The following is a 22,876-nucleotide window of genomic DNA, read 5'->3' on the forward strand; positions in this document are numbered from 1 at the left end:
TTTAATATGGATTCGCAGGTGTTTACTTCCGACAGGTTAGTTCCTACTTTATCTACACGAACTTCGGACGGTAGCGTTTCCGCATCGTGCTCCTCACAGGTAGTTCAGCCGCTGCCTGAAAGGGAGGGAACTAAGAGGGTACATCCTTCCGTTTTTACCTGCAATCAATGCTACCCTGTACACATACATTCAATAATACAAGGATCGGCAGAGTGAAGTCAAGGGAAAAGAAAGGCGCCACCCTAGTGTGGATGGCGCCACGCCTCCTACTCTTTGACTTGCTCGATGGCCGTGAAACCATCCTGCTCTTCCCCGCGTTTTTCGAGGAAACGGGTGAAGGACACAGCTGCATCGGCACGGGAGACCTTCGCTTGTGGCTTAAAGGTTTGCTTGTCGGTCGTCATGATGCCCAAAGTCGTAGCGATCACGATCGAGCCGCGATGCTTGGTACCTGCGATATCCGTCAGGCTGGACTGGAACATGTTGGAGTAGTCCGCCAGCTTGCTGTACCCAAGCGCACGTACGATCATGTCAGCCAGCTCTTCGCGATTGATCGGTTCATCCGGATTAAGCGTGGCCCCATTTTTCACGAGCAGACCGCGATCGACAGCTGCCTCGACTGCAGAGAAGTAGCGGGAACCGTTTGCCACATCGCTGTAAGTGGCCTTGCGATCGGATGCGTACGTCGGATAGAAGCGTCCATTGTTTAAGCTGATCATCAGCATCTCAATCATCTCGCCGCGGGTGATCTGTTTTTGCGGCATGATTTTACCGTCGACGAGGGAGAGAGCATCATATTCATACATCAGCATCAATTCTTTTTCGGCAGGATCCCCCTTCAGGTCAGAAGGTGCCGGACGGTGAAGGCTGATGACTTTTCCTGAGGATTGGGAGCGCCATTCTCCTGTGACAGCATCGAAAAAGTATGGCTGTTCAAACGGCGTGGCGGTCGCTCGGTAAATCAGTTTGGCCGTTCTCTTTGGCATGTAGGAAGGCAGCGATTGCATTTTCAGGTTGTCTTCCTTGCTCAAAGGCGTCAGGACGTATACCGCTTCGGTTTCTACTTCCTTCTGCCAGGCAGCGATGGCTTCCTCCTCGCTCAAATGCTTGGGCAGCTTGGATGGATACGTTTCGCTGCCAAACTCAGTGTAATAGGAGAGAAGCTCGCCGGTTGTGGTATCGAAAGTCTGAGAAGAGGAGCCGGAAGCTGCCGCGACGCCGTTTAGATAGCGCTGGAACGACACGGTGTATCGGTCGCCATCATTTTGCCAGGATTCTTCCTGAGAGCGGTCCTGCCAATATAGCTGATTCGCGGCGGTCGGGGACCATTTGCGAATATTTTCCGCTGCTTTTTCTTTGAGACTGTCTGTATTGATTTTTTTGGTGGAAGAAGTGTCCTTATCCTTTAATGGACGGATGTCTTTGTTAAAGGCGTAAATATCGCCAGTCTGAGCATCGATGGATACGTAGGCATAACCGCCGTTGCGATTGTCTTTTTCACCGTACTCCAGGTTCCAGACCGGACGATTGCCGCGGTAGTCCTTTTCGCTGTAATTGGCAGAGCGCAGCTCGTATTTGTCCAGATCAAAGGTGCTCGCCGCAAACTTGACCGCGTCATCCTGAGAAAGGGCTTTGCCCGTATGACGCGCAGGCAAAGGCTTGCTGCTGACAGGTGTCGGCTCCTTGACTTTATCGAGAGGCGTTAGCGAGAACGGAGTCACGGCCTCACCAGTCGAAGCATCGATGTAAAACGAGAACGGGTTTTGATAAGCCAAGATCGGTTTGTTGCGATCTACTCCCTCCTTTTCCCAAGCCATGAGGTAGGAGAGGTGGGCCTGTGCCTGAGCGTGCATCTCTTTTTCGGCTTCTTCCTGCGAGATGGCTTTGGCAGGCTTTTCAAAGGTGACGTCGTTCCACATGAGGGAGTAGCCCACTACCGTTCCTGCGCCATTGACAATGATGTCTACGCTGTTGTCAGGAAAGAGAACGCCATCTACGACTCGCACAAATCGGAAGCTATAGTTAATGTCCGAGTTTAGCGGAGTCTTTGGTGTCGGCATGTCGCGTGTGTACAAGCGAGTCTGTTCGGCTTTGCCAGAATTGTACTTGGACAGGAAGCTCTCTGCCTGCTTGCGTGCATCGTCATAAGAGATTCGCTTGGCGTACGGGAGGTTGGAAGCTCCCCGATCGTAGCGAGAGTAGGCAGTCACTTCGCCTGTATTGGCATGGATGCTAACCGTATACGAGAGCAGGATTTCCTCGCTGTTCGCTACCTTTTTTACCCAACTGAAGGACCACTCTGGAAAGGACCGCCAGGAATCGGCGGAGCGAAACGAAACTTGATTGAGCTCAAGGCCGCTTGTAGGTACCAGCTTCTGCGCCAGAGTCACGGCATCTTCTTTTGATAGCTTTACTTTGCTGGCAGCAGCGAGCATCGCGCTGTTTGGCTGAGCAGGTATCGGGAGCGCCTGGCTGGACGCAGCCAATGGCGTTTGCGCATGGACCGGAAGCACTGGCAATACCAGACTGGCAGTTAATAGAAAGGAGCTCGAGCGGACGAGCCAAGTTTTCATGGGTAATCCCTCCAACGGTGTCAGTATTTTCACATACCACTCTGACGAGCAAAAGAGTGTCGTCGTTTCACGATCAGAAAGAAAAAAGATGAAAGGCAGGCTGAACCGTTATCGGGGAAAGGAAATTGGTAAATTTGTCCCAAATGTTTTTTTATCAATCTAGAATTGCGTATAAGCTTCTTATATAATATAAAGTACTATTCTAAAGAATCTTTGCAAAAGGAGATTTTCGTTTTGGAAACCATCCTATACCTCATCCGCCACGGAGAAACAGAGTGGAATCAGATCAGGCGCATACAAGGCCATAGCGATATCGACTTGAATGAGCTTGGATTACGTCAGGCAGAGCAGGTAGCCCGTCGCTTTCAGGGAGAGATCATTCACGCCGTTTACTCGAGCGATTTGAGCAGAGCGCGTGTCACAGCATCGAGAATCGCGGAGCAATCAGGCTCGTCCATCTCTACACGGATGACGCTGCGGGAACGGTGCTACGGCGAGTGGGAGGGATTAACCTACGAAGAAATTCGTGCTCGTTTTGAAGCACAGGATGAAGCGGCATGCGGAATCGAGACGTTTGAAGACATGCAGACTCGCGCTGTGACTGCTTTGACGGAAGTAGCCTCGAGCCATCCGGGCGAATCGGTCGTGGTCGTATCGCACGGCGGACTTATCAACAGCTTTTTGCACTACGTGACGGCAGGCGAGCAGGGAACGGGGATAACGCGGATCGACAATACGGGAATCACGATGTTCCGGTACGTAGACGGTCAGTGGGAAGTTTTGCAAGTGAATAATACAGACCATTTGGAAATTTGAGAAAATGCTGAGAGAGGGAGTATCTCGTGTCAAGTAAAATGTTGGGGAAGTTAGAGACGGTCTTTTCCTACACGGCCCATTTTATTCTTCAATCATGGCCGGAAAAGCGCCCAGGCATCCTTTTCTTGACAGATTCCGGGGGCCGTGTGATCAACTTCATGGAGATGCAAGTAGGCCAATCCGGAGACCTCGGGGAACTTGACCTGATGCTACACTCTGTACCTTCCGGGAATGTACGGGAGTTGATCGAAAAGACAGCAAGCACCAGGGAAATTACCGTAGAAACTTGGGAGGGGGACCCAAAGCTTTATGGGGCAATACCTCTGCGTGAGTACGATGGTCGTATTCGCGCCGTTATCGGGATCGTGACTTCCCAAGCGGAATTTGATTTGGACCTCTTCGCCTACATGCGAGGACTAGAGCCGATGATACGGATGGGCTATGATGCGTACATCCAGCATGCGACCAGTCAAATCGTGATGGATCTCAATCTTCACGACAGCACGCGCGATCTGCTGGAGTGCTTGATCAGTCAGATTAGCGAGATCATCCAAAAGGGGTACTGCTCGGCAGTGAAGCTCTCGGAGAACGGCCAGTGCATACCGCATGAGTGCGTGACGACACAGCCTGCTGAGGATGGGACAAGCCAGATCAGCCAGATCAGCCAGATTCTCCTGCGTTTTGGTCAGGATGCATTGACACCCTCCGTGCTGGATGACAATCGGATCATCGTTGTTCCCATCAGTCACAACTCCACTCCGCTGTACGCATTAATCCTGCATTTGCCGCAGGAGGAAGCAGACGTTTTCTACGATGAGAGGGACGTCGCCTTTCTGCAGGAAGTGTGTGAAAAGGCGAGCAGTGCGCTGTGGCGAGCCATTTCTTCAGATGATCTGAGGCGAGAAGCGGGAAAGAAGGATCTGCTGTATCAGCTGATGTCCAAGATACAGGCATCTATTGATGTGAACGATGTTCTGCATGAGATCGTAACGAGCATTCCCAGCTTGTATCCGCAGCTGTCCGTCGAGCTCTTCCTCACAGTCGAACCGAACGCGACCACGCCAGTCAAGCAGCTGTCTTTTCAAGAGACAGAGCCTACAACCAGTACGAGGGCATATCTGGAAGGTCGTCTGATCGTAGAAAAGCGGGAGGAGGACGATCAGCCGGTCACCGTCATAGCAGCGCCTTTGCTAGGAAAACAGGGCATCTATGGCGTGCTGCAGGTTACGTCCGATCAGCGGGTGTCGCTTAGTCAGCATGAAACCGACTACATCGCAATCTTGGCGGATACGGCAGGAACTGCTTTTGAAAACGCGCAGCTGTACCAGCAATCCCGCAATTTGATCCGCGAGCTTCGGCTGATCAATGAGATGGCGAGACAGCTGAATCGCAGCCTTGATTTGAAAGAAATTTTGGATTTTGTCACCACGATGATGGGCGCTACCTTTGATGCGGAGTTTTGCGCCATCCTGAGCAAAGTACCCGGTGAGGAGCGCTTCGACGTTCTGTCCTGCTCGCAGCCGGAGTACACAGGCAAGACCGTGCTGGCAAACGAAAAACCGTTTCAGGAAATTTTGCAGAACAAACAGGCGCTTCTGCTCGCCCAGCCAGGAGCAGGGCCACTCCCCTTTTCCCTCTTGCCTTGTGGCTCATTGATGGGGGTTCCGTTGATTGTCGAAGGCGAAATCAGCGGCGTGTTGCTTGTTTCGGATTCACGCTATCATTTTTTTAGTTTTGATGATTACAAGCTGCTTGAAATTTTTGGCCAACACGCCAGCCTCGCCATGACAAACGCTGTTTTGCATAACGAAATGGAACGAATGGTCATCACAGACAATTTAACGGGTCTGTACACCCGCAGGCATTTGAACGAAAGAGTTCGGACATCGCTGGAGAAAGATCCCTATGGCTCTTTGATCCTGATCGATATTGATTATTTTAAAACGGTGAATGATACGTTTGGGCATCAGGTAGGGGACGAAGTATTGATTCAGGTTTCCAATCTCATTCGCCACAGCATCCGGGACAGCGATATTGCCGCGCGCTGGGGAGGCGAAGAGCTGGCCGTTTACTTGCCGCGCGTGGACAAGTCTACCGCACATGGTGTCGCAGAGAGAATCAGACATTGTGTGGAGCAGGAGACGTCACCGCGAGTCACCATTTCGTGTGGTCTTGCGAAATGGAATAAAGACTTAGGGCTGGATTTGAGTGTCGAGTCGCTCTTCCATCAGGCAGATATTGCGTTATACGAAGCAAAAAATTCGGGTAGAAACCAAGTTGTGTTAGCATAGAGCCAAGCGATGGCTCTTTTCTTTTTTCAGAAGAGACGGGCAAAAAACGAAGAGGTTTCCGGAGGGATCAAGATGACTTCACGAGAGCAGTACGTGCAAGCGCAAGAAGTGGCGCCAGATGTATTTCGGCTGGAGCTGCCAACCCCATTTAAAGTAGGGCCGGTCAACGTCTACCTCGTAAAAGGGGAAAAGCTGACTTTAGTGGATGTTGGCCCGCTTACGGAGGAGGCATGGCAGGCTTTACAAACGGGATTGGATTCGATTGGGATCAGCGTGGAGCAGATCGAACAGGTCGTGCTCACACATCATCACGTGGACCATTGTGGACTGCTGGAGCGGGTCAGACAGGTATCGAAAGCGCAGACACTGGCACATCCGCTAGCAGCACCGTACATAGAGCTGGACAAAGAGTTCATCGATTTTCACGATCGCTTTTTTACGGATCTGTACAAACAGAGTGGGGTTCCCCAGGAAAAGCTGTTTATCATCGAGCGGTTCCACAAGCTCATGGAGACATTTTCCCAAACGAGCCAGATTGATGTGCTGTTGAAGCACGAGCAGATGGTACCCAATCTGTCGCAGTGGCAGGTCCTCTACACACCTGGTCATAGCCAGAGCCATCTGTCCTTGTACCGAGCGTCCGACCGCATCATGATTGGGGGCGATCACATTATCCAAAAGATCTCCTCGAACGCTTTTATCGAGCCCCCGCGTGACCGCAGCCGTGTACGCCCATTGACATTGGTACAGTACCGGACTGCACTGGAGATGTGCGCTGACATGGATATAGAAATGGTGCTGTCCGGGCATGGTGAGCCAGTCCGGGATCACCGTGAGCTGATTCTCGCAAGACTGCGGAAAAACTGGGAGCGGACAGATACACTCCGGAAGATGCTGAAAGACGGAGAAAAGACAGCGTACGAGCTGACGGCGATGCTCTTTCCTACCTTGTATGAAAAGGAATTGCCGCTGACGCTGTCGGAAACCTTGGGTCATATCGATCTGCTGATGATCCTGCATCAGGTCGATGTGCGGGAGCAGGACGGCATTCTTTATTATTCGGTCTAAGAATAACCTTTTTCTGCCCTGGAAACGCTATGGTGGAGGCTTGCCAGAGTAGCGTGAAGGAGGGGCAGTAATGCGCAAAGGTTGGACGATTTGTCTCTTGACCCTTTTATGTACGTCCATGACCGGCTGCAATCAAATGGGCGTAAAGCAAAACCCGAGTTCGGCTTTTGATCAGGTGCGCGATCATTTCTCCGCACAGGATTCCTACGCGTTTTACGGTCGTACCAAGCTGCTGACGGAAAACAGCGCGAATGCCAACGTGGTCAACTTTTCAGGCCGAAAAGATAAAGACGCCGTGTACATGAATGTGAAGCTGTCGATGCCGGATGAAAAGAGAGTGGACAGTCTGAGCCTGCTGCATCAAGGAGACAAGCTGTACGCCAAGCAAGGAAGCGATGCTGCGTGGAAAAATGTCGCCCATACACAAGCGGCGTATCAGCAGGAAATGGACAACTGGGACCCTGCCTCCTGCTTTTCGCAGATGGCTGATATGCAAAAGAACATACGCCAGCTGCCCGACGAAGATCCAAACGATGATGTCGAAGCGATACGGGTCACGCTGGACTCTGCCAAGCTGAAAAACTGGCTGGTCACCCAGATGAATGAACAGACGCAAGGCACGGAGACTGCCGGCTCCCACATTCAGTCTGCTGCTGCACACAAGCCCAGGCTGAAGCTGGCTATGGCTTTATCGGATGGATCGTGGAAGAAGAGTGCGACGGGGCAAAAGGGTCCGCGAATCCAGTCGGAGTCAAACCCTGCGCCAAACGTAAGGGAAATTGTTGACCAGATGGATGTCAATGCGGACTATACTGTCTACTACAATCGAACCAGCATGCTTCCCACAACGATCACGATGTCCATTCGTTCTCAATACGACGTGAACGGACAACGAGTCAATGAACATTCCCAGGTGGAAACCTACCTGCAAAGTTACGGACGAGTCAAGCCACTGCCGACTCCGACCGAGAGTCAATCCTCCAGGTAATACGATACGTCCAAGAAGCGGTCTCCCTCTAGTAGGAGGAGGCCGCTTCTTGCGTGAGCAGGGAAGAGCGAGTCAGATGCATCTGTACCGGATAATGATCAGAAGGGCCGACGGCAGGAGCTGCGGCATCCATGTAGGTTAAATCCGGTGAATGCAGGATCCGGTCAATTTCTCTTGGGACGACGGGATGCTTGAGCGTGCGCAGGCCGAGATTTTCCTCGTAAAGCGGATCTTTATAAAAGGTTCGCAAGGATTCAAGCGAAGGGTCGCCAGGAAGCATGTTGAAATCCCCGAGCAGCAGGCTGGTTTTGTACGATTGTTCGTGCAAATAAGCGAGCAAGGATTCCGTTTGTTCACTATGTTCTGACTTTTTAACGCCTAAGTGAGTGACTAGGACGTGCAGCGGTTCCCCATCCCAGTTGATTGTGACATCCAGAAGGCTACGCGGCTCCCATTGGGAAGGCAGGGAAACCATGTCGGCTTGCTGGATCGGATATTTGCTGAGCAGGGCATTTCCATACTGACCGATGACGAAATCGATCGAGGGGCCGTAAGCGTAGTTCATGTTCAGGCCGGCGGCAATGTTGGCGAGCTGATTGACAAAGCCAGAGCGCGGCAAACGTACGTCTACCTCCTGCAAAGCAATAAGATCGGCATGGAGGGGCTCTAAGGCAGAAATGATGAGTGCGGGGTCTGCGGTCCCATCGTCCGTACGGCAGCCGCGAATGTTGTACGTAACGACTGACAGCGTATGTTCGTAATCACTCATAGTCGGAGCTGCAGAGGCAGGCAGATTGTGAACGAGCGTACCCCCTGACGGAAAAGCAAAGAATGTAAGGCATAGGGTGAGTGACAGCCATTTTTTGCGCATGGGGCCTCCTTCGCTGGCAAGACCGACATAATGAGGTTTTTTTTATCATAGCTTGTCCGCATGCAGGAGGAATACTGGAAAAGTTTGTCGAACTAACAAACGAGACTATCTTTTTACGTCGAAACCTCTGTAAAATAGATGAGATGCCTGACTGGCCTTGGTGATGAACCAATAGCAGGAGGGAACAAGGCAATGGATCAGACGAAAATGCGCATCCTGTCTGCAGCGGCCAAGCTGTTCGACATACATGGCTACAAAGGTACTTCCGTTCGCCATATTGCCGAGGAGGCACAGGTAAACTCCGCGCTGATTTCCTACCATTTTCAGGGGAAGCAGGGCGTGCTGGAAACCTTGATCGCCTCTTATTTTGATACGTTGTTTCGCCGTATAGAAGAGCAGGAGACCGAGTGTAAAGAAATCCCTCTCTTTGATCGGCTGGAAAAGGTCGTCGCTCTCTATGTAAGCTTTCAATGCGAACATGCGCCAATCACCCGTTTGATTCAACGTGAGCTGAGTGTCGAGTCGATGCTGGCAAGAGAAGTACTCACTCTGTACATCAGCCGCTGGAAGCATGGCTTGTCTCGAGTCATCGAGCAGGGCATGGCAACTGGTGATTTTCTACCCATATCATCGGACCGCGTCGTCTTGGCCGTGATCAGTCAAATGACGTACCCATTTTTGCAGGCTCAAATGGTTCGCCAGGTTTATGATCTGGAACCGTACTCCGAGGAGTTCGCCTTATGGCTGCAAGCCTCCATCATGCGCTATCTTCGAGCATGCTTGCTTCCCACATAAGCAGTACCCTCTCCCATGAATACAGACGCTAAGGGGTTGTATGACAAGTGAAACGATCATTATTCATGCTCTGTCTGGCAGGCATGTTGCTATATGCGAATCCGGCTTTTGCGACGCCGTTTCCTGACAAAACGGACGAAGTCGTCCAAGACGCGGATAACTATTTGAAAAAGGAAGACCGAACGAAATTTGCAGAAGAGCTAAAGGAAAGCCCGGGAAGCTACAAGGTCGTCGTTGTAGAAAGCACGTCTCCGGAAGCGGAGTCTCCCGATGTTTACGCGCAAAAGCTCTTTGACAACTACAATTTGGCAGAGGATGCCTTGATGCTCGTCTTGGACATGGATACGGAGCAGCTTGGCGTTTACGCGGGACCAGCCTTGCAAACAAAAGGCGCGAACATGGAGATGCTTCACGACAAAATCAACTCCTACTTCGAGCCTTTTCGTAACCAGAAGCAGTATTTAACCGGGATTCAAACCCTCATCGACGAGGTCAACACGGAGCTGGATCGACTGCAGACGAACCAAGCAGCAGCGGGGACAGCTGATGCAGGTCAAGCGGGCGAGGTAGCCAAAGAAAAGGCAGACTCTGGACTCGGCGGTATTCCTTGGTGGATCTACCTGATCGGAGTCGTTTTTGCTGGTCTGTCTATCGCTCTGATTTACGCGATGATTCGCCGGCGCGCCATTTTCGCTCAAGTAGATGAAGTGGAAGACTGGAAGGAAGAGCTGGTCGAAAAAATCAATGTGATCGAAGTGGACAAGCCAATGCGCCGCTCTAGTGGTATGACGGAGGTGCGCTACCATCACATCGCGGATAAAAAGGAAAACCTGCTGCGCATCCGCATCCCTGATGTGGAAATGATGATTCTCGATGCCGAGGAAGCGTGCGACCGCTTCCGCTTTACTCTGGCGCTCGGCATGCTGGACGAAGCGAGAGAGGCGATCACCCAGATTGAGCAGGAACTGGCAGACCTGAAGACGGATACGACGCAGGTCGCGGTAACCAAGCAGGAAACGAAGGTGGTCATCCCGGAAATCGGCAAGCAGGTGGAGCAGGTTGAAAGAAAACTGTCTGACTTGCGTCTGGAATACGGACTCTCGTTCCATGAGTTAAAAGGGAAGCTGGATGAAATTGAAACAATGCGCAGTCTGGTAAAAACGTCACGAGCTGCTGGTGATGATATTCAAGCGTACGAAACGACGCTAAAAGCACAGCAGCTGCTTGAGAGCGTAACGAAAGCGATGGAGCAGATCCCGGCTCTGGTGAATCGCGTCAAGAAAGAGCTGCCGGAAGAGTTTAAGCAGCTGGAAGAGGGAATCGATCAGGCTGTGCGCGGCGGATTTCAGCTAGAACAAAACGGGCTGGACAATTCGCTGATGCAGGCGAAGCAGCTCCTGACTGCAGCGAAAAGCGCGCTGGAGGAAGGCAGTCTGGAAATGGTTCAGACGCATCAAAAGGCATTTGAAGTTTTGATGGATGCTACGTATCAAAGCTTGGAAGAGCTGGTGCTAGCTCAGCGAGAAGCTGCGTCGGCAGCTGCTTTGGCCATGCAGGCTTCTCAGGTGAACGAGACGAAACCGGTACATGTGGAACCAGCAACAGTGGAGCGGGTAACAGCGGAAGAGGTTTTTGCTCACCAAGAGCAAGCTGCGGATAGCAAGTATGCGTTTTCCCAGGTCGAAGCTGATCAAATGCAAGAGCTTGCACAGGACCAGGCATTCTATCAAGAGCAAGTAGAAGAGGAGCCGGTCTATCAGTATAAACGTGCCGAACCTGCTGGCGTGGCTGCTTTCGATTACGAAAAAGACAGGGCAGAAGCAGAAGCGATAGAGCCAGCAACAGAACTGAGCAAGGCAGAGCGGGAAGTCCTGTTGAACGCGAAAGCCATCCCGTTTCCGAATGCTCCTCGTCAAGCTGCTTCTCCTGCCCAGCAGCGAGTAGAAGCCGATGACATGGACGAAGAGGAATACGAATTAGTGATTCCAAAGCGCCAGCCAGAGTGGGAAGAGTCCAAACAGGAAGCCGAGCCTGCCTATCTGCTCATTGAGACCGAAGACGATGCACTGGACGAGCTGGAACGGATTTCGGGAACACTGGTCCGCGTTCGTCAGCAGATCAAAAGAAGCTATCTGCCGGGCATCCCTGATCATTTGAAATACTTGTTTGAAGAAGTGGTTCAGACGCTTGCTCAAATTAAGGGAATCATGGAGGAGTACCGCTACGATCTGGAGGAAGTCGCGATCTTGATCCAAGACGCCAACGAATTGGTAGGCGAAACGGAGCGAATGGCAGAGCGGGTCATCTCCACCTGCCAGCTGGCAGAAGGGGCCATTCAATACACGAACCGCTATCGCAGACAAAATCGCCAGGTAAACGATTTGCTGACGAAGGCGGAGCAGTCGTTTAGGCAGCTGGCGTTTGCGGAAGCCTATCAATTGGCGGAAGAAGCGCGCCTCGTGGTCGAAGGGGCACCAGAGGAAGCGGAAACGCGCTGGCTCTTGCGACGCAAGAAGAAAGGGTGATCCATCCTTGAGTTTTCCTCTGTTTCTTCTTTTGATTGGCGTGATCGTGATGATCCAGCCTAGAACGAAACGATGGCAGTCCCGCATGGAAGCCCATTTCAAGGGGAATGAAAAACGGATCAAGCAGCGGGCCAATACATTTTACCTGCTTGGCTTCGCGTTTCTGATGGCGGGCTTTGCCTATCTATATCAAGCTGTAGCTTCCTCGTAACAGAGAGAGACACCCGATGCAAAGGCAGCGGGTGTTTTTTTAACGTATAGGAATTTATTAGCGCTACGCTTATGAATTCCGGAGCGCATGAATGCCTACCGCTAAAACGCGGTCGCCCCTCCTTGAGACGGCCTCGATAGAGGTTTTCTTACAGGCTATCTTTTATGCAGCTAGGATTGTTTGCCATATACAAGCATTCATTCCATAATAAAGGAAATCATGTAGCTGGGAACTCGAAAACAGAAGAGGAGTGTTCCTTGATGACAAGCAGCAGATTGAATCCGAAGGTTGATGAGTTTTTAAGCAAGTCCAAAAAGTGGCGGGAAGAATTTGAGAAGCTGCGAAAGATCGTTCTGGATTGTGAGTTGACCGAAGAGTTTAAGTGGATGCATCCTTGTTACACACTTGAGGGGAAAAATATCGTTTTAATACATGGATTTAAAGAATACTGCGCGCTGCTGTTTCACAAGGGTGCCTTGCTCAAGGACCCGCAGGGGATTCTCATTCAGCAAACAGAGAATGTACAAGCTGCGCGCCAGATTCGTTTCACGGATATTCAACAAATCGTGGAACAGGAAGCCATCGTAAAAGCGTATATCATGGAAGCGATCGAAGTTGAAAAGGCTGGTTTGGAAGTGAGCTTGAAAAAGAACGAAGACTACACCGTTCCGGAAGAGCTTCAGAACAAATTTGAAGAAATGCCTGCCTTGAAAGCGGCTTTTGAAGAATTGACACCTGGACGTCAAAGGGCTTACCTGCTTCATTTTTCTCAACCCAAGCAAGCCAAAACGAGAGAGGCAAGAGTGGAAAAGTACGTGCAGCAAATTCTCGATGGGAAGGGATTAAACGATTAGCCGGTTGCTGAGGGAAGTCGAACAAACCAAACAAACCGCTCATTTAAGTGAGGGGTTTTTCTTGTGGCTGAAAATGAAAAAGAGCAAGCCTGGGTACAAAAAAAGAAACGGCGCTCACCGAGGCGCCGCTTCATAATAGGGAAGATAAAGGGAGTAAAGGTGTGATAACCAGCATCTTACAACTAGGGGGGAGTAAGATGCTGATCACTCTTTTCCAAAAAGAGTTACCCATTCAATAGATTCCCCGAACGCTCTGTCCTTAAACCTGATTTACAGAATAATTTTCCAGCGCGGCTTGAGCACTATGTGTGCCTGCTACATAGCCGGAGGAAAAGGCGATCGTAATATTGTAACCGCCAGTATGAGCGTGGACGTCCATGACTTCACCCGCGAAGTATAGGCCCTCCACACATTTGGACTGCATGGTTCTCGGATCGATTTCTTTTACACTGACGCCTCCTCCCGTGATGAAGGCTTCCTGCAGGGAGAGCGTACCTGTGATGGTCAAAGGGAACGCTTTGATCAGCTTCGCGAATGCTGCCCATTCCTGTTTGCGCATATGGCTGAGCGTTGTCTCTTCCGGAATGGAGGAGAGCGAGAGCAAGATCGGAATAATCCGTTCCGGCAGGTAGCCTTTCAGAACATTTTTTACAGCCTTTTTGGGCTGCTCCTCCAAAAGGCCCCAGCTCTCTGTCGCAATTTCTTCGATGCTCTTGGTCGGCATCAGATCCAGTGTCAAAGACAGGGGAACAGACCCGTGCTTGCGCTGCGTGATGGAGACATAATGACCCATGCGCAGGGAAGCGGGGCCAGACAGACCTTGATGGGTAAAAATCATGTCGCCTTCCTGCGTGTTCACTTTTTTGCCGTTTGGCGCGTACAACGTCATTTCTACATCCCGCAAGGACAGGCCCTGCAGGGATTTATCGCGAATGAACGAATCATTCGCAACGAGCGGTACTTCGGTCGGGTACAGGTCGGTAATGGTATGCCCAGCGTCTTTGGCCCAGGCATAACCATCTCCCGTAGAGCCGGTTTGCGGCACCGAACAGCCGCCAACGGCGATGATGACACAAGGAGCCAGCAGCTTTTCCCCCGATTGGAGCAGAATTCCTTCTGTTCGGCCATCTGTATACAGAACGTTATGGACAGGGCTGTTCAGCCGAATGTTGACTCCCTGTGCTTTTATCTTGTCGATCAAAGCTTGCGCGACAGTAACGGCTTTATCTGTTACCGGAAACATGCGGCCGCGGTCTTCTTCTTTTAAAGCAACGCCCAGCTCTTCAAAAAACTGAACGATATCCCGGTTGCTAAACTGGGCAAATGCGCTGTACATAAACCGTCCATTTCCAGGCATTTGCTTGATCAGCTCGTCCTGTTCCTTGGCATTGGTGACATTGCAGCGGCCACCGCCGGAGATAATCAGTTTGCGCCCCAGCTTTCCGCCTTTTTCTACCAGACAGACTCGCGCGCCTTGGCTGGAGGCAGCAACTGCAGCCATCAAACCGGAAGGACCGCCGCCGATGATAATGACATCGAAATCGTATTCAGATCTATGCATAATTCGTTCTCGTCCTCTTTCCAATAGGGTAGATCAACACCCATTGTACCACAAGGTGGGAGGAATCGCTTTTAAGCACGGTCGCGGGCGGCGGAATCCAGGATCGCCGGGAGCGGCCTTCTGTCGAGCACGTAGCGGACGATGTCCTGATCCGGATCGCGGAAGATGTACGTCACCGTATAGCCTTGCCCCATGTACGACTGAAAGAGCTCACTCGTGAGCTTTCTCCAGCTGCGAGCCACGTCCATGTCGCGGCGTTTGACCTCTTGAAAGTGGGCAGGCACCGGCAGCAGAAGGATCGGCTCTTGCAGATCGAAACGCTGCTCGATAGGCTTTGGGAATCCGTCGACGATTTCATAGCTAAGCACTTCGGGAGCTCCCTCCACGAGATTCGGCTTTTCTCCTTTTTGGGCACGATGATTCTCTACCCGGTTGCTATCGAGGAACCACTCGATCAAGAAGCGATCCGTAGGAATCCCACGACTGAACTCATCGTCGAGAGCGCCATAGCAGTTTGGCAAATACGTCCGTACGATGCCGCCAAGCTTGGCGATATTCAAAACCCCGTTGACCGTTTCTAGTGGATCGTACGTCCATGTGATCTTGGTGTGCCCCATCGCCATCGCTTCGTCTCGCTGCAGCCATTTCATTTGCACGCCGAGACCTTGCTTGCGGTACTCCGGCAAAAATCCGAGCATGTGCGAGCAGAGATGAGGCTCTCCGTGAGAATTTCCTGGAAATGTGTATAGAAACCCAACCATTTTGTCTTCATCAAACGCCCCGATAAAAAGGCCGCCAAACTTGGCGATCGTAATGGTCATGTGGTACGGAATGACCTCGGTCGTATTCCATACAGCACCCTCCAAGGCCTCGAGCTGCTGTAGGTCCTGTGGCTCTGTTAGTTTGCGAAGTGTGATCGACATGCTTTTCCCTCCTTGACGATATGTATCTTACAAGCATTCGGGAAATGGAATGTCTATTCCTGCCCATCGATCAGTTGCATCCCTGTTCGCCCTCGCAGATAATAGAGTACGTAGAAAAATTTTTGCTGTACAAAAGAGGAGGCACGACTGGAATGGAGAACGAGTTTTCGCTCGAGTTGTGGAAACGTCTGACGGAAGCACCTGGCGCACCCGGGTTTGAAGGCCCGGTACGCGATATCATGAAGGAATACATAAGCCAGTATACAAATGAACTAGTCTATGACAACCTGGGCAGCATGTTCGGCGTTATGCGTGGGGATGAAAACGGACCGCGGATCATGGTTGCAGGACACATGGATGAAGTGGGCTTCATGGTTACACGCATTTCCGAGAAAGGCTTTATCTCCTTCCAAACGTTAGGCGGATGGTGGGGACAGGTTCTGTTGGCACAGCGCGTGCAAATTATTACGGGCCAAGGTGTGATTCAAGGCGTCATCAGCTCGATCCCGCCGCATGTGCTGAGCGATGATCAGCGCAATCGCCCGATGGATGTCCGCAACATGTACGTCGATATCGGTGTAGATACACGAGAAGAAGCGGAGCGTTTGGGCATTCGTCCTGGACAGCCGATTTTGCCGATCTGTCCATTCCAGGTGATGGCAAACCCGCGTCGCATCATGGCAAAGGCATGGGACAACCGCTATGGCTGCAGTCTGTCAGTAGAGCTGGCAAAAGAGCTGCATGAGCGTCCTGGTCATCCAAATGTGGTTTATGTAGGAGCGACAGTGCAAGAAGAGCTGGCGGGTACACGCGGTGCCAAAACGGCAGCGGAATTGATTCAACCGGATCTGTTCCTGGCACTGGATGCAAGCCCGGCAGGAGACATTCCTGGCGTGCGAGAGGAAGGCGGCAAATTGGGGAACGGTCTCTTGATGCGTATTTACGATCCGATGTACGTCATGCCGGTGGGGCTGCGAGAGCTGTTGATCGCGACCTGTGAAGAGGAAAAGATTCCGTATCAGATCTACGTCGCCAAAGGGGGCACGGACGCAGGTGTCGTGCAAAACCACGGCAAAGGTGTTCCTTCTGCTGTAATCGGCATTCCGTCACGCTATATTCACAGCCATGCCTCGATCATTGATACAGCGGATTACGAAGCGGCGAAGCGTCTCCTGTTCTCGATTATCCGTAAGCTGGACCGACAAACATGGGAGTCGATTCTGCCGCGATAACGATCAAGTGGAGGAAACACGATGAACGCAGTCACTTTCTATACGAAGCGAATCAATCAGGCTACGTCCTTCGAGTTCAACGTATTCGACAACCAGTTTGCGACTGAGAATCTGGCCGTGCGCAAAGTTTTGATGAGCATGCTCGAATCGGTGGCGCATCGCTTAAGTGATCTGGAGGTCGAGTACAACGATAGTATGCTCGCCGAGAAAGTAGGGGGGCGACGGGCAGGGGAGCTTCTCCGGCTGCTCGGGGCAACCAAAGAAAATACGAGGGAAAACCTGAGCAACGGAGTGGTTGTCAGCCGCACCTTTCGCGCACCGCTGACCGAAGAGCGCTACGATTACTTTTACAACCAGAGAGATATTGCAACACTTGCGCACTATCGCTTGCAAGAGGGGCAGGAGGACCGTATCGTCTTCTATTTTACGCGCTACTTGCAGCTGATCGCGCCGGATCAGGAGGCGTACGACAAGTTTTTGGCAACACTCGAGTCGTTTTCCTTGCCGTACAAGCTCGTTCCCATTGCATAATCCGATGAAACGAAGCAAAGCCGTGTTCGCCCCACAAATGGAGCTGCACGGCTTTGCTTTTTATGATTTTATCTGCCCATTCTAGGCGAGATGGATTCGTTTCTCTTGTACGAGAGGGTCCAAAATCTCATTGGCTCGCGAGATTTGATGGGCATGGTGAAAAGTTTCCTCTGTAATGCTTTGAAAAAAAGCTTCAACAACCTTCGGGCAAAACTGCGTTCCGGAATTGCGGATGATCTCATCGCATGCTTTGGAAAAGGACAATCCCCTTCGATAGGCTCTGGAGGAGGTCATGGCATCAAATGAGTCGGCGACGGCTGTTACTCGGGCAATGATCGGGATGTTATCCTCCTGCAGCTGATCCGGGTAGCCTTTCCCATCAAAACGTTCATGATGATGACGGGTGATCGCAAGAATGGAACGAATACTGTCCGCATCCTTTTTGTCTACTTCGGCATACAGCTTTCGCAGGAGTGCTTCCCCGCGTACGGGATGAGACTTGATGCTGTGGAATTCTTCCTCTGTGAGCTTTCCTGGCTTGAGCAGGATACTGTCTTCGATTCCGATTTTGCCGATGTCGTGGAGAAGTCCTCCCGTGTACATCAGGTCGAGCGTTTCTTGATCCAGCCCCATTTGCTGACCGATTATACGGGTATAATAAGCCACTCGCTGGGAATGACCGGACGTATAGGCATCTCGCTCTTCCAAGGCGACTGCGAGTGATTTGAGAATGCTTTGATTGACCTCTGCCAGCTGTTCTCCGCGCAAGGTAGAGGTGAGGAGTGCTTTTTCTTTTCTTGTGGTGAGAGTCAGCAAGATCGCTGCGATCAGGTAGCTGATCACTACGAGGATGATGAGAAACAGTTTCACCTTGCTGAATTGTTCGTAAAATTCATCTTCCGTGGAGACGAGGCAAATGTACCAGTCCCATTGGGGGAAGTATCGGACAACTGCGATTTTTTCGATGCTGGAGGATTCGTCAGACAAAGTCCAACGATACGTACTGACCATTTTTCCTTCGTTCAAGGTCTGCTTGACCAAAAAGCGGTCACCGGGATTGGGCAGGTTGTACATATTTTGACCCTCAAGTGAGCCGTGAATCGTCAGGCTCCCTTGGGAGTTGAAAGCGAAAAGCTCATCACCCTGTGCGAGAGTCAGCTTGACCTGGGAATGGTCGCGCGTTTGATCAGCCCGCTTGGGACCTACCATCATGTCTCTGATTTGATTTTCGGCTTCTGTATAGCTAAGGATGTTGTCTTTCACTTGTGCGTTAAAAAGAGAAAGGATTTGCGTAACGGTGTTCAGCTGCCTGTCCATCGCACGCACACCAGATTGAAAATAGAGCTGCTTCGCCTGTGAGTACCCGATGACAACGACCACCGTAAAAATGATGGGCAGCATCAGTAGAAACAGAGGATAAAGTTGAGATTGGGTCGTCGATTTGAGTGGCAAGGCTCTACGTCCTTTCCGTTTATGGGTATTCTTTCCTATCATAATAGGCTATCTCGACGTAACCTTCAAGAAAATATCCGAATATTGTCGAAAATGAGCTTCCATTTTCCGGGAATAAAAAAGAGCGTTCGCAGGACGAACACTCGAGGATAAATCTTTACGTAGAAGGGCGATTGGGTCCTTCCAGCTTTTTGTCCCCGAAGCCAGGGGCGTTGTTTTTGATGGAGTCCGGTTGCCTGTTTCGTTCGGGATTTTGGTCTATTCCTGCTGATTTCGGTTTTGATTTGGTCATAAGAACCACGATCCTTTGCTGGTTTTTGCTGTTTTGACATAAGGCCGAGCACTAGCGATGTCTTCCAATTGAATCAGCAGCGAAGACAAAGGCATTTTTGTTGGCCTCTCCTCGGCAACTGGTTTTACGACTACATCTTCTCTATCTGTCCACGTCATGTGGCTCCCTCCTTTTTTCTCGTTCGAGGTGCTACGGTTTGCGAGGCGGTTTTCTTGTATCTGGCCATGGCGTATATGGCAAACAATCCCAGAACTGCCGTCACGAAGAGGGTGATCACCCCATACGCGATCCATGGATAAAGACTGCCGACCCCACCCAGCCTGTCCACCATCATCCCACCGAGGCTCGTGCCAATCGCCGTTCCAATGCCAGAGACAAAGTTGGAAAAACCAAAATAGGCACCGAGCCGATCTTCTTTGGCAAAATGGGTCACGAGACTGTCCTGCACGGGCATGAACAGCATTTCCCCCAGAATGAATAGAATGGCCGATCCGCTCAAGGTAATAAAATGCTCTGCCCAGCCCATCACAGTAAGTCCCGTACCCAGAAGCGTCGTTCCCATCGCCAGGGACAGATAGGGATTGATTCGCTGCAGGACAAAACGGGAGATAAACCCTTGGAGCAGCACGACGCTTATCGAGTTGATCGTCCAGATCAGCCCAATCATCGTTGCCGAGTGCAGGACATGCTCTCCCCGCAGCGGGAGGATTAAGGCAAACTGCGCGTAGAGTGCCCAAATCACCAGGGTAATCAGGGAAAAGAACAGGAAGCTGCGATGGGTCAAAAGATTTTTGTACTCGGAGAGCGGCGTGCGCTGGCAGTCAGGTCCGACACAGCGGTCATCAGGCAGACTGAAGCGGGTAAGCGCTGCGAGCAGGGCAAATACGAGCGCGGCGATCAGAAAGGGCTGCTGTCCTCTTGAAGTCATCCAAGCAATGACGACGCCAGCTACGATAATGCCAGAGTGAGCGAGAATCCCTCGCCAGGAGAAAGCGGCTGTACGGCTATGATCGTCCACTTCATCGGCAATCATGGCCTTGATCGTAGGGGCTAGCAGACCAAGCCCCAGCCCGTTGACAGCGGAAAACAGGAAAAAGAGCCAGTAGGTCAGAGAGTAATGGTAGCCGAGCATGGCACTTCCCTGCAAAAGGGCACCAATCATGATGATGCTGCGCCTGCCAAAGCGGTCAGACAACGGGCCACCGAGCAAGCTCCCGATTTGATACGTGATGCTGCCAGCACCGAGTATCAATCCCACCTGGGAAAGCGAGAGGGTACGGGCTTTCTCCAGAAAAATAGGAAAGACAGGGATGACTAAGTAAGATGCGAGGTGCATGAAAAAAACAATGAGCAGGAGTAACAAATAAGGCTTGTTTCGCCACAGTGAACCCGTTGAGGCTTCCATAATCGTCTCCTCTCTGTTCATTTCCTGATTAGTATGAGTGGAACAGGAGCCTCTCTATGCACACAAATGGGCGAAAGCGGAAAATGAGAGGCAGGAGGGCAAGCGTCCAATCCATTTCCTATCACGCGACATATACCTATAGTGAATAGCCCCGTGGGCGGGAGAAGAGCGTGACAGATTAAAGGGGGGACGACAGGATGGGCTTTTTTGACCAGGATGGCTTTGAAGTAGTGATCTGGATTGTCATTATCATCTTTCTTCTCTCCATATTCTTTGATGAAGGGATAGATTAAGATGAGCGCCTATCGACCGATACGACGATTAAATCAGTACTACAAATCCAATACCGGCTTTAAGTCCTGGGTCAAGGCAAACGAGCAATGGTTCAAAGAAAATCCAGAAGTATTTAACCAGCTGCTGCGCAATCCGAACATGGTCAACCTGTTCATGGATCTGATGGTGATGAATTCACCGCGTATCGAAAAAAGACTGCGCAGGCAAGGCAGACGAAAAAATTAAGTCAGAGAGCGGCATGTTCCTGAGCATGCCGTTTTTTAACGTATAGGAATTTATAAGCGGATTGCTTATGAATTCCAGAGCGCATGGAAACTTTCCGCTAAAACGCGGTCGCTCCTTCTCGAACAGGCCTCGATAGAGGTTTTCTTACTTGGGTGCGTCACGACAGGTGGGATGAGCGTTCATAAAAGCCTGACAAGCTGCGTAGGGATAAGGATAAGCACAAGCAGTCTGGAGGATGAATGCATCATGGCTCAGGTCATTCTGACGTTTTTTGTGGCGTATGGAATCGTGGTCGGAGGATCGCTCTCCGGAGGAATCGGTGCTTTTTTGACCGACAAACCTCCTCTTTTGTCTATGGCACAATTGGCTGATCAGTTAAAGATATGGGGCTTGGTGGGGGCGTTAGGAGGAACTTTTGACTCGTTTTTGCAAATCGAAAAAATATTGATGGGCAACTTGACACCTGTTTTCAAGCAGCTGGTGATGATCGTCGTCGCTTTTCTCGGTGCGCATATCGGAACAATCTGTGTGCAGTGGCTCATCCAGGTACGCTCATGAAGCGAGCACATTGGCAGCGCTATGTAGCTATCTGGGTGATCGGTATCCTATTAGGCGGAGCCACCGTCCTTTTTTTATACGGGAAAGAGATGGAAGAAATGATGCTGGTGAAGAAAAGCCTGGAGTTCCAGAACAAAAAGCTGTACGAAGAAAATCAGGAGCTGAAAAAAAGCCAAAACGTCTCGCGCCGAAAGCAGACAGTTGGGATCGAAGAGGTACGGGTCACAGTCATGGATCCCAAGCCGCATCCAACCATCGAGGTGCAGGTGGTCGAGTGGATGGAAAAGGACCTGGCGTCCCTGAAAGGAAAGAAAGTCGAGCAGGTCGCCGAGGTCCATCAGGTTTTGCATGAGATGCTGCGGCGGCGCGAGTATGTGCTGCCTGATCGCACGATGGTGGAGGTCAGGGTCAAGACGGTGGTCATCAGCCGTACGCTGCACTTGTTCGTGACGGCCGAGGTAAAACCGGATGATGTATGGAAGAAAGTTGCCCGAAACTTTCTTTTTGTGGATTCGTATATCTCTACATAAGCACCGGTTTTCCTAACGGGCAAAATTCAATCGGTCGAAGCGTAAAGGAGAGAGTGGTACATGTCGATGTTCAAAAAATTATTGGCCAGCGTGGGAATTGGTTCCGCACAAGTGGACACCCGCTTGGAGCAGGATTCCCTCATTCCCGGGGAAGTGCTGTCAGGGGAAGTGCATCTAACCGGGGGAGATGTGGCCCAGGAGATCGACGAGATTTACATGTACGTCATCACCCATTACGAGCGGGAGAGCAACGACAGTAAGGTGAAAGAGGAGTGCACGCTCATCAAGCATCGCCTGACGGAGAGGGTCGTTCTGCAGCCGAAGGAACACAAGGTGCTGCCATTTGCTTTCCGTCTTCCGTATGAGACACCGCTGACCATGGGGCGCCAGCCCGTGTATTTGCGTACCGGACTGGATATTAAAAATGCGATTGACCCAGGCGACTCCGACTTTATCGAGGTGCGTCCGCATCCTTTGATGGCCAAAGTCCTGGATGCCGTTTCGCAGATCGGCTTTCAATTGTACAAGGTGGATTGCGAGTACAACCGGCACTTGGGAAAAACATACCCGTTCGTGCAGGAATTTGAATTCCGTCCGACCGGTCCTTATCGCAGCCGCGTAGAAGAGCTGGAGATCGTCTTTTACCTGAATGAGAACAGTGTGGAAGTACTCATGGAGCTGGACAAACGCGCGCGAGGCTTTTTGGGTGCCTTTGAAGAAGCCTTTAACCTGGACGAACGATATGAACGCTTCCGCCTGCATCAGGAAGATCTGCAGCGTTCGACGGGAGACATTGCCCATTCCATTGAAGAGTTGATTCGCAAACAAATCCGCTAGAGTGAACAGCAAAAAGCTGCCTGTGTCCAAGCACAGGCAGTTTT

At 51.2% G+C, this 22,876-nt stretch carries 21 protein-coding genes; 14 read left to right on the forward strand and 7 right to left on the reverse strand.

The window, feature by feature from the left end:
• Nucleotides 1-266 precede the first annotated feature (266 nt).
• Nucleotides 267-2,573, reverse strand: coding sequence for an S-layer homology domain-containing protein (locus tag EDM59_RS25430; protein WP_122926190.1), 2,307 nt, complete (start codon nucleotides 2,571-2,573; stop codon nucleotides 267-269).
• Nucleotides 2,574-2,807: 234 nt separating this feature from the next.
• On the opposite strand from EDM59_RS25430, the gene EDM59_RS25435 reads away from it, so the two are divergent.
• From EDM59_RS25435 to EDM59_RS25450, 4 genes are all read left to right on the forward strand, one after another.
• A complete protein-coding gene (locus EDM59_RS25435; protein ID WP_122926191.1) occupies nucleotides 2,808-3,389 on the forward strand; it encodes a histidine phosphatase family protein in 582 nt (193 codons plus the stop codon).
• A gap of 38 nt (nucleotides 3,390-3,427) precedes the next feature.
• Nucleotides 3,428-5,680, forward strand: a complete 2,253-nt coding sequence (locus EDM59_RS25440; protein ID WP_122926192.1) for a sensor domain-containing diguanylate cyclase — start codon at nucleotides 3,428-3,430, stop codon at nucleotides 5,678-5,680.
• A 72-nt stretch (nucleotides 5,681-5,752) separates the two neighbouring features.
• Nucleotides 5,753-6,748, forward strand: a complete 996-nt coding sequence (locus EDM59_RS25445) for an MBL fold metallo-hydrolase (RefSeq protein ID WP_122926264.1) — start codon at nucleotides 5,753-5,755, stop codon at nucleotides 6,746-6,748.
• Between the two features lie 70 nt (nucleotides 6,749-6,818).
• Nucleotides 6,819-7,736, forward strand: a complete 918-nt coding sequence (locus EDM59_RS25450; RefSeq protein ID WP_122926193.1) for a hypothetical protein — start codon at nucleotides 6,819-6,821, stop codon at nucleotides 7,734-7,736.
• A 28-nt stretch (nucleotides 7,737-7,764) separates the two neighbouring features.
• On the opposite strand, the gene EDM59_RS25455 is transcribed toward EDM59_RS25450, so the two are convergent.
• Nucleotides 7,765-8,607, reverse strand: a complete 843-nt coding sequence (locus EDM59_RS25455) for an endonuclease/exonuclease/phosphatase family protein (RefSeq protein ID WP_122926194.1) — start codon at nucleotides 8,605-8,607, stop codon at nucleotides 7,765-7,767.
• Nucleotides 8,608-8,799: 192 nt separating this feature from the next.
• On the opposite strand from EDM59_RS25455, the gene refZ reads away from it, so the two are divergent.
• The 4 genes from refZ to EDM59_RS25475 all read left to right on the forward strand — a co-directional run bounded on the left by refZ (nucleotide 8,800) and on the right by EDM59_RS25475 (nucleotide 12,992).
• Entirely contained in the window at nucleotides 8,800-9,402 is a 603-nt protein-coding gene (refZ, locus tag EDM59_RS25460) for a forespore capture DNA-binding protein RefZ (RefSeq protein ID WP_122926195.1), read from the forward strand.
• Between the two features lie 47 nt (nucleotides 9,403-9,449).
• Nucleotides 9,450-11,927, forward strand: a complete 2,478-nt coding sequence (locus EDM59_RS25465) for a septation ring formation regulator EzrA (RefSeq protein WP_122926196.1) — start codon at nucleotides 9,450-9,452, stop codon at nucleotides 11,925-11,927.
• Nucleotides 11,928-11,934: 7 nt separating this feature from the next.
• Nucleotides 11,935-12,138, forward strand: a complete 204-nt coding sequence (locus EDM59_RS25470; RefSeq protein ID WP_122926197.1) for a hypothetical protein — start codon at nucleotides 11,935-11,937, stop codon at nucleotides 12,136-12,138.
• A gap of 260 nt (nucleotides 12,139-12,398) precedes the next feature.
• On the forward strand, nucleotides 12,399-12,992 hold the full coding sequence (locus EDM59_RS25475) for a YdeI/OmpD-associated family protein (RefSeq protein WP_122926198.1): 594 nt from the start codon (nucleotides 12,399-12,401) through the stop codon (nucleotides 12,990-12,992).
• Between the two features lie 259 nt (nucleotides 12,993-13,251).
• On the opposite strand, the gene EDM59_RS25480 is transcribed toward EDM59_RS25475, so the two are convergent.
• Both EDM59_RS25480 and EDM59_RS25485 read right to left on the reverse strand, forming a co-directional pair.
• Entirely contained in the window at nucleotides 13,252-14,553 is a 1,302-nt protein-coding gene (locus EDM59_RS25480) for a BaiN/RdsA family NAD(P)/FAD-dependent oxidoreductase (RefSeq protein ID WP_122926199.1), read from the reverse strand.
• Between the two features lie 71 nt (nucleotides 14,554-14,624).
• Nucleotides 14,625-15,476, reverse strand: a complete 852-nt coding sequence (locus tag EDM59_RS25485) for a GNAT family N-acetyltransferase (RefSeq protein ID WP_122926200.1) — start codon at nucleotides 15,474-15,476, stop codon at nucleotides 14,625-14,627.
• A 152-nt stretch (nucleotides 15,477-15,628) separates the two neighbouring features.
• On the opposite strand from EDM59_RS25485, the gene EDM59_RS25490 reads away from it, so the two are divergent.
• Entirely contained in the window at nucleotides 15,629-16,708 is a 1,080-nt protein-coding gene (locus tag EDM59_RS25490) for a M42 family metallopeptidase (RefSeq protein ID WP_122926201.1), read from the forward strand.
• A 21-nt stretch (nucleotides 16,709-16,729) separates the two neighbouring features.
• Nucleotides 16,730-17,239, forward strand: coding sequence for a hypothetical protein (locus EDM59_RS25495; protein ID WP_122926202.1), 510 nt, complete (start codon nucleotides 16,730-16,732; stop codon nucleotides 17,237-17,239).
• Nucleotides 17,240-17,320: 81 nt separating this feature from the next.
• Here EDM59_RS25495 and EDM59_RS25500 read toward each other — a convergent pair whose 3' ends face one another.
• The 3 genes from EDM59_RS25500 to EDM59_RS25505 all read right to left on the reverse strand — a co-directional run bounded on the left by EDM59_RS25500 (nucleotide 17,321) and on the right by EDM59_RS25505 (nucleotide 20,388).
• Nucleotides 17,321-18,691, reverse strand: a complete 1,371-nt coding sequence (locus EDM59_RS25500; protein WP_183193043.1) for an HD domain-containing phosphohydrolase — start codon at nucleotides 18,689-18,691, stop codon at nucleotides 17,321-17,323.
• Between the two features lie 288 nt (nucleotides 18,692-18,979).
• The gene (locus tag EDM59_RS31220; protein ID WP_183193044.1) at nucleotides 18,980-19,141 is read right to left on the reverse strand and encodes a hypothetical protein; all 162 of its coding nucleotides are present in this window, start codon (nucleotides 19,139-19,141) and stop codon (nucleotides 18,980-18,982) included.
• Nucleotides 19,138-20,388 carry an MFS transporter gene (locus EDM59_RS25505; RefSeq protein ID WP_122926204.1) on the reverse strand — a complete coding sequence of 417 codons (1,251 nt, stop codon included), beginning with the start codon at nucleotides 20,386-20,388 and terminating at the stop codon, nucleotides 19,138-19,140. Before EDM59_RS25505 ends, EDM59_RS31220 begins: the two co-directional genes overlap by 4 nt.
• Before the next feature lie 294 nt (nucleotides 20,389-20,682).
• On the opposite strand from EDM59_RS25505, the gene EDM59_RS25510 reads away from it, so the two are divergent.
• The 4 genes from EDM59_RS25510 to EDM59_RS25525 all read left to right on the forward strand — a co-directional run bounded on the left by EDM59_RS25510 (nucleotide 20,683) and on the right by EDM59_RS25525 (nucleotide 22,832).
• Nucleotides 20,683-20,907: a hypothetical protein gene (locus tag EDM59_RS25510; RefSeq protein WP_122926205.1), complete on the forward strand. Its 225-nt coding sequence runs from the start codon at nucleotides 20,683-20,685 to the stop codon at nucleotides 20,905-20,907.
• A 246-nt stretch (nucleotides 20,908-21,153) separates the two neighbouring features.
• Complete coding sequence (locus EDM59_RS25515) at nucleotides 21,154-21,465, forward strand: YtrH family sporulation protein (protein ID WP_092268861.1); 312 nt, start codon at nucleotides 21,154-21,156, stop codon at nucleotides 21,463-21,465.
• Entirely contained in the window at nucleotides 21,462-21,995 is a 534-nt protein-coding gene (locus tag EDM59_RS25520) for a sporulation membrane protein YtrI (RefSeq protein ID WP_122926206.1), read from the forward strand. Before EDM59_RS25515 ends, EDM59_RS25520 begins: the two co-directional genes overlap by 4 nt.
• Before the next feature lie 60 nt (nucleotides 21,996-22,055).
• On the forward strand, nucleotides 22,056-22,832 hold the full coding sequence (locus EDM59_RS25525; protein WP_122926207.1) for a sporulation protein: 777 nt from the start codon (nucleotides 22,056-22,058) through the stop codon (nucleotides 22,830-22,832).
• Nucleotides 22,833-22,876: the final 44 nt, after the last annotated feature.

This window comes from Brevibacillus nitrificans (genome assembly GCF_003710965.1).
GTDB lineage: Bacteria > Bacillota > Bacilli > Brevibacillales > Brevibacillaceae > Brevibacillus > Brevibacillus centrosporus.

What these genes read in the sequence shown, in the direction of transcription:
- EDM59_RS25430 (WP_122926190.1), bottom strand. Translation starts at nt 2,573, where the DNA reads ATGAAAACTTGGCTCGTCCGCTCGAGCTCCTTTCTATTAACTGCCAGT.
- EDM59_RS25440 (WP_122926192.1), top strand. Translation starts at nt 3,428, where the DNA reads ATGTTGGGGAAGTTAGAGACGGTCTTTTCCTACACGGCCCATTTTATT.
- EDM59_RS25445 (WP_122926264.1), top strand. Translation starts at nt 5,753, where the DNA reads ATGACTTCACGAGAGCAGTACGTGCAAGCGCAAGAAGTGGCGCCAGAT.
- EDM59_RS25450 (WP_122926193.1), top strand. Translation starts at nt 6,819, where the DNA reads ATGCGCAAAGGTTGGACGATTTGTCTCTTGACCCTTTTATGTACGTCC.
- EDM59_RS25455 (WP_122926194.1), bottom strand. Translation starts at nt 8,607, where the DNA reads ATGCGCAAAAAATGGCTGTCACTCACCCTATGCCTTACATTCTTTGCT.
- refZ (WP_122926195.1), top strand. Translation starts at nt 8,800, where the DNA reads ATGGATCAGACGAAAATGCGCATCCTGTCTGCAGCGGCCAAGCTGTTC.
- EDM59_RS25475 (WP_122926198.1), top strand. Translation starts at nt 12,399, where the DNA reads ATGACAAGCAGCAGATTGAATCCGAAGGTTGATGAGTTTTTAAGCAAG.
- EDM59_RS25480 (WP_122926199.1), bottom strand. Translation starts at nt 14,553, where the DNA reads ATGCATAGATCTGAATACGATTTCGATGTCATTATCATCGGCGGCGGT.
- EDM59_RS25485 (WP_122926200.1), bottom strand. Translation starts at nt 15,476, where the DNA reads ATGTCGATCACACTTCGCAAACTAACAGAGCCACAGGACCTACAGCAG.
- EDM59_RS25490 (WP_122926201.1), top strand. Translation starts at nt 15,629, where the DNA reads ATGGAGAACGAGTTTTCGCTCGAGTTGTGGAAACGTCTGACGGAAGCA.
- EDM59_RS25495 (WP_122926202.1), top strand. Translation starts at nt 16,730, where the DNA reads ATGAACGCAGTCACTTTCTATACGAAGCGAATCAATCAGGCTACGTCC.
- EDM59_RS31220 (WP_183193044.1), bottom strand. Translation starts at nt 19,141, where the DNA reads ATGACGTGGACAGATAGAGAAGATGTAGTCGTAAAACCAGTTGCCGAG.
- EDM59_RS25505 (WP_122926204.1), bottom strand. Translation starts at nt 20,388, where the DNA reads ATGGAAGCCTCAACGGGTTCACTGTGGCGAAACAAGCCTTATTTGTTA.
- EDM59_RS25510 (WP_122926205.1), top strand. Translation starts at nt 20,683, where the DNA reads ATGAGCGCCTATCGACCGATACGACGATTAAATCAGTACTACAAATCC.
- EDM59_RS25515 (WP_092268861.1), top strand. Translation starts at nt 21,154, where the DNA reads ATGGCTCAGGTCATTCTGACGTTTTTTGTGGCGTATGGAATCGTGGTC.
- EDM59_RS25520 (WP_122926206.1), top strand. Translation starts at nt 21,462, where the DNA reads ATGAAGCGAGCACATTGGCAGCGCTATGTAGCTATCTGGGTGATCGGT.
- EDM59_RS25525 (WP_122926207.1), top strand. Translation starts at nt 22,056, where the DNA reads ATGTCGATGTTCAAAAAATTATTGGCCAGCGTGGGAATTGGTTCCGCA.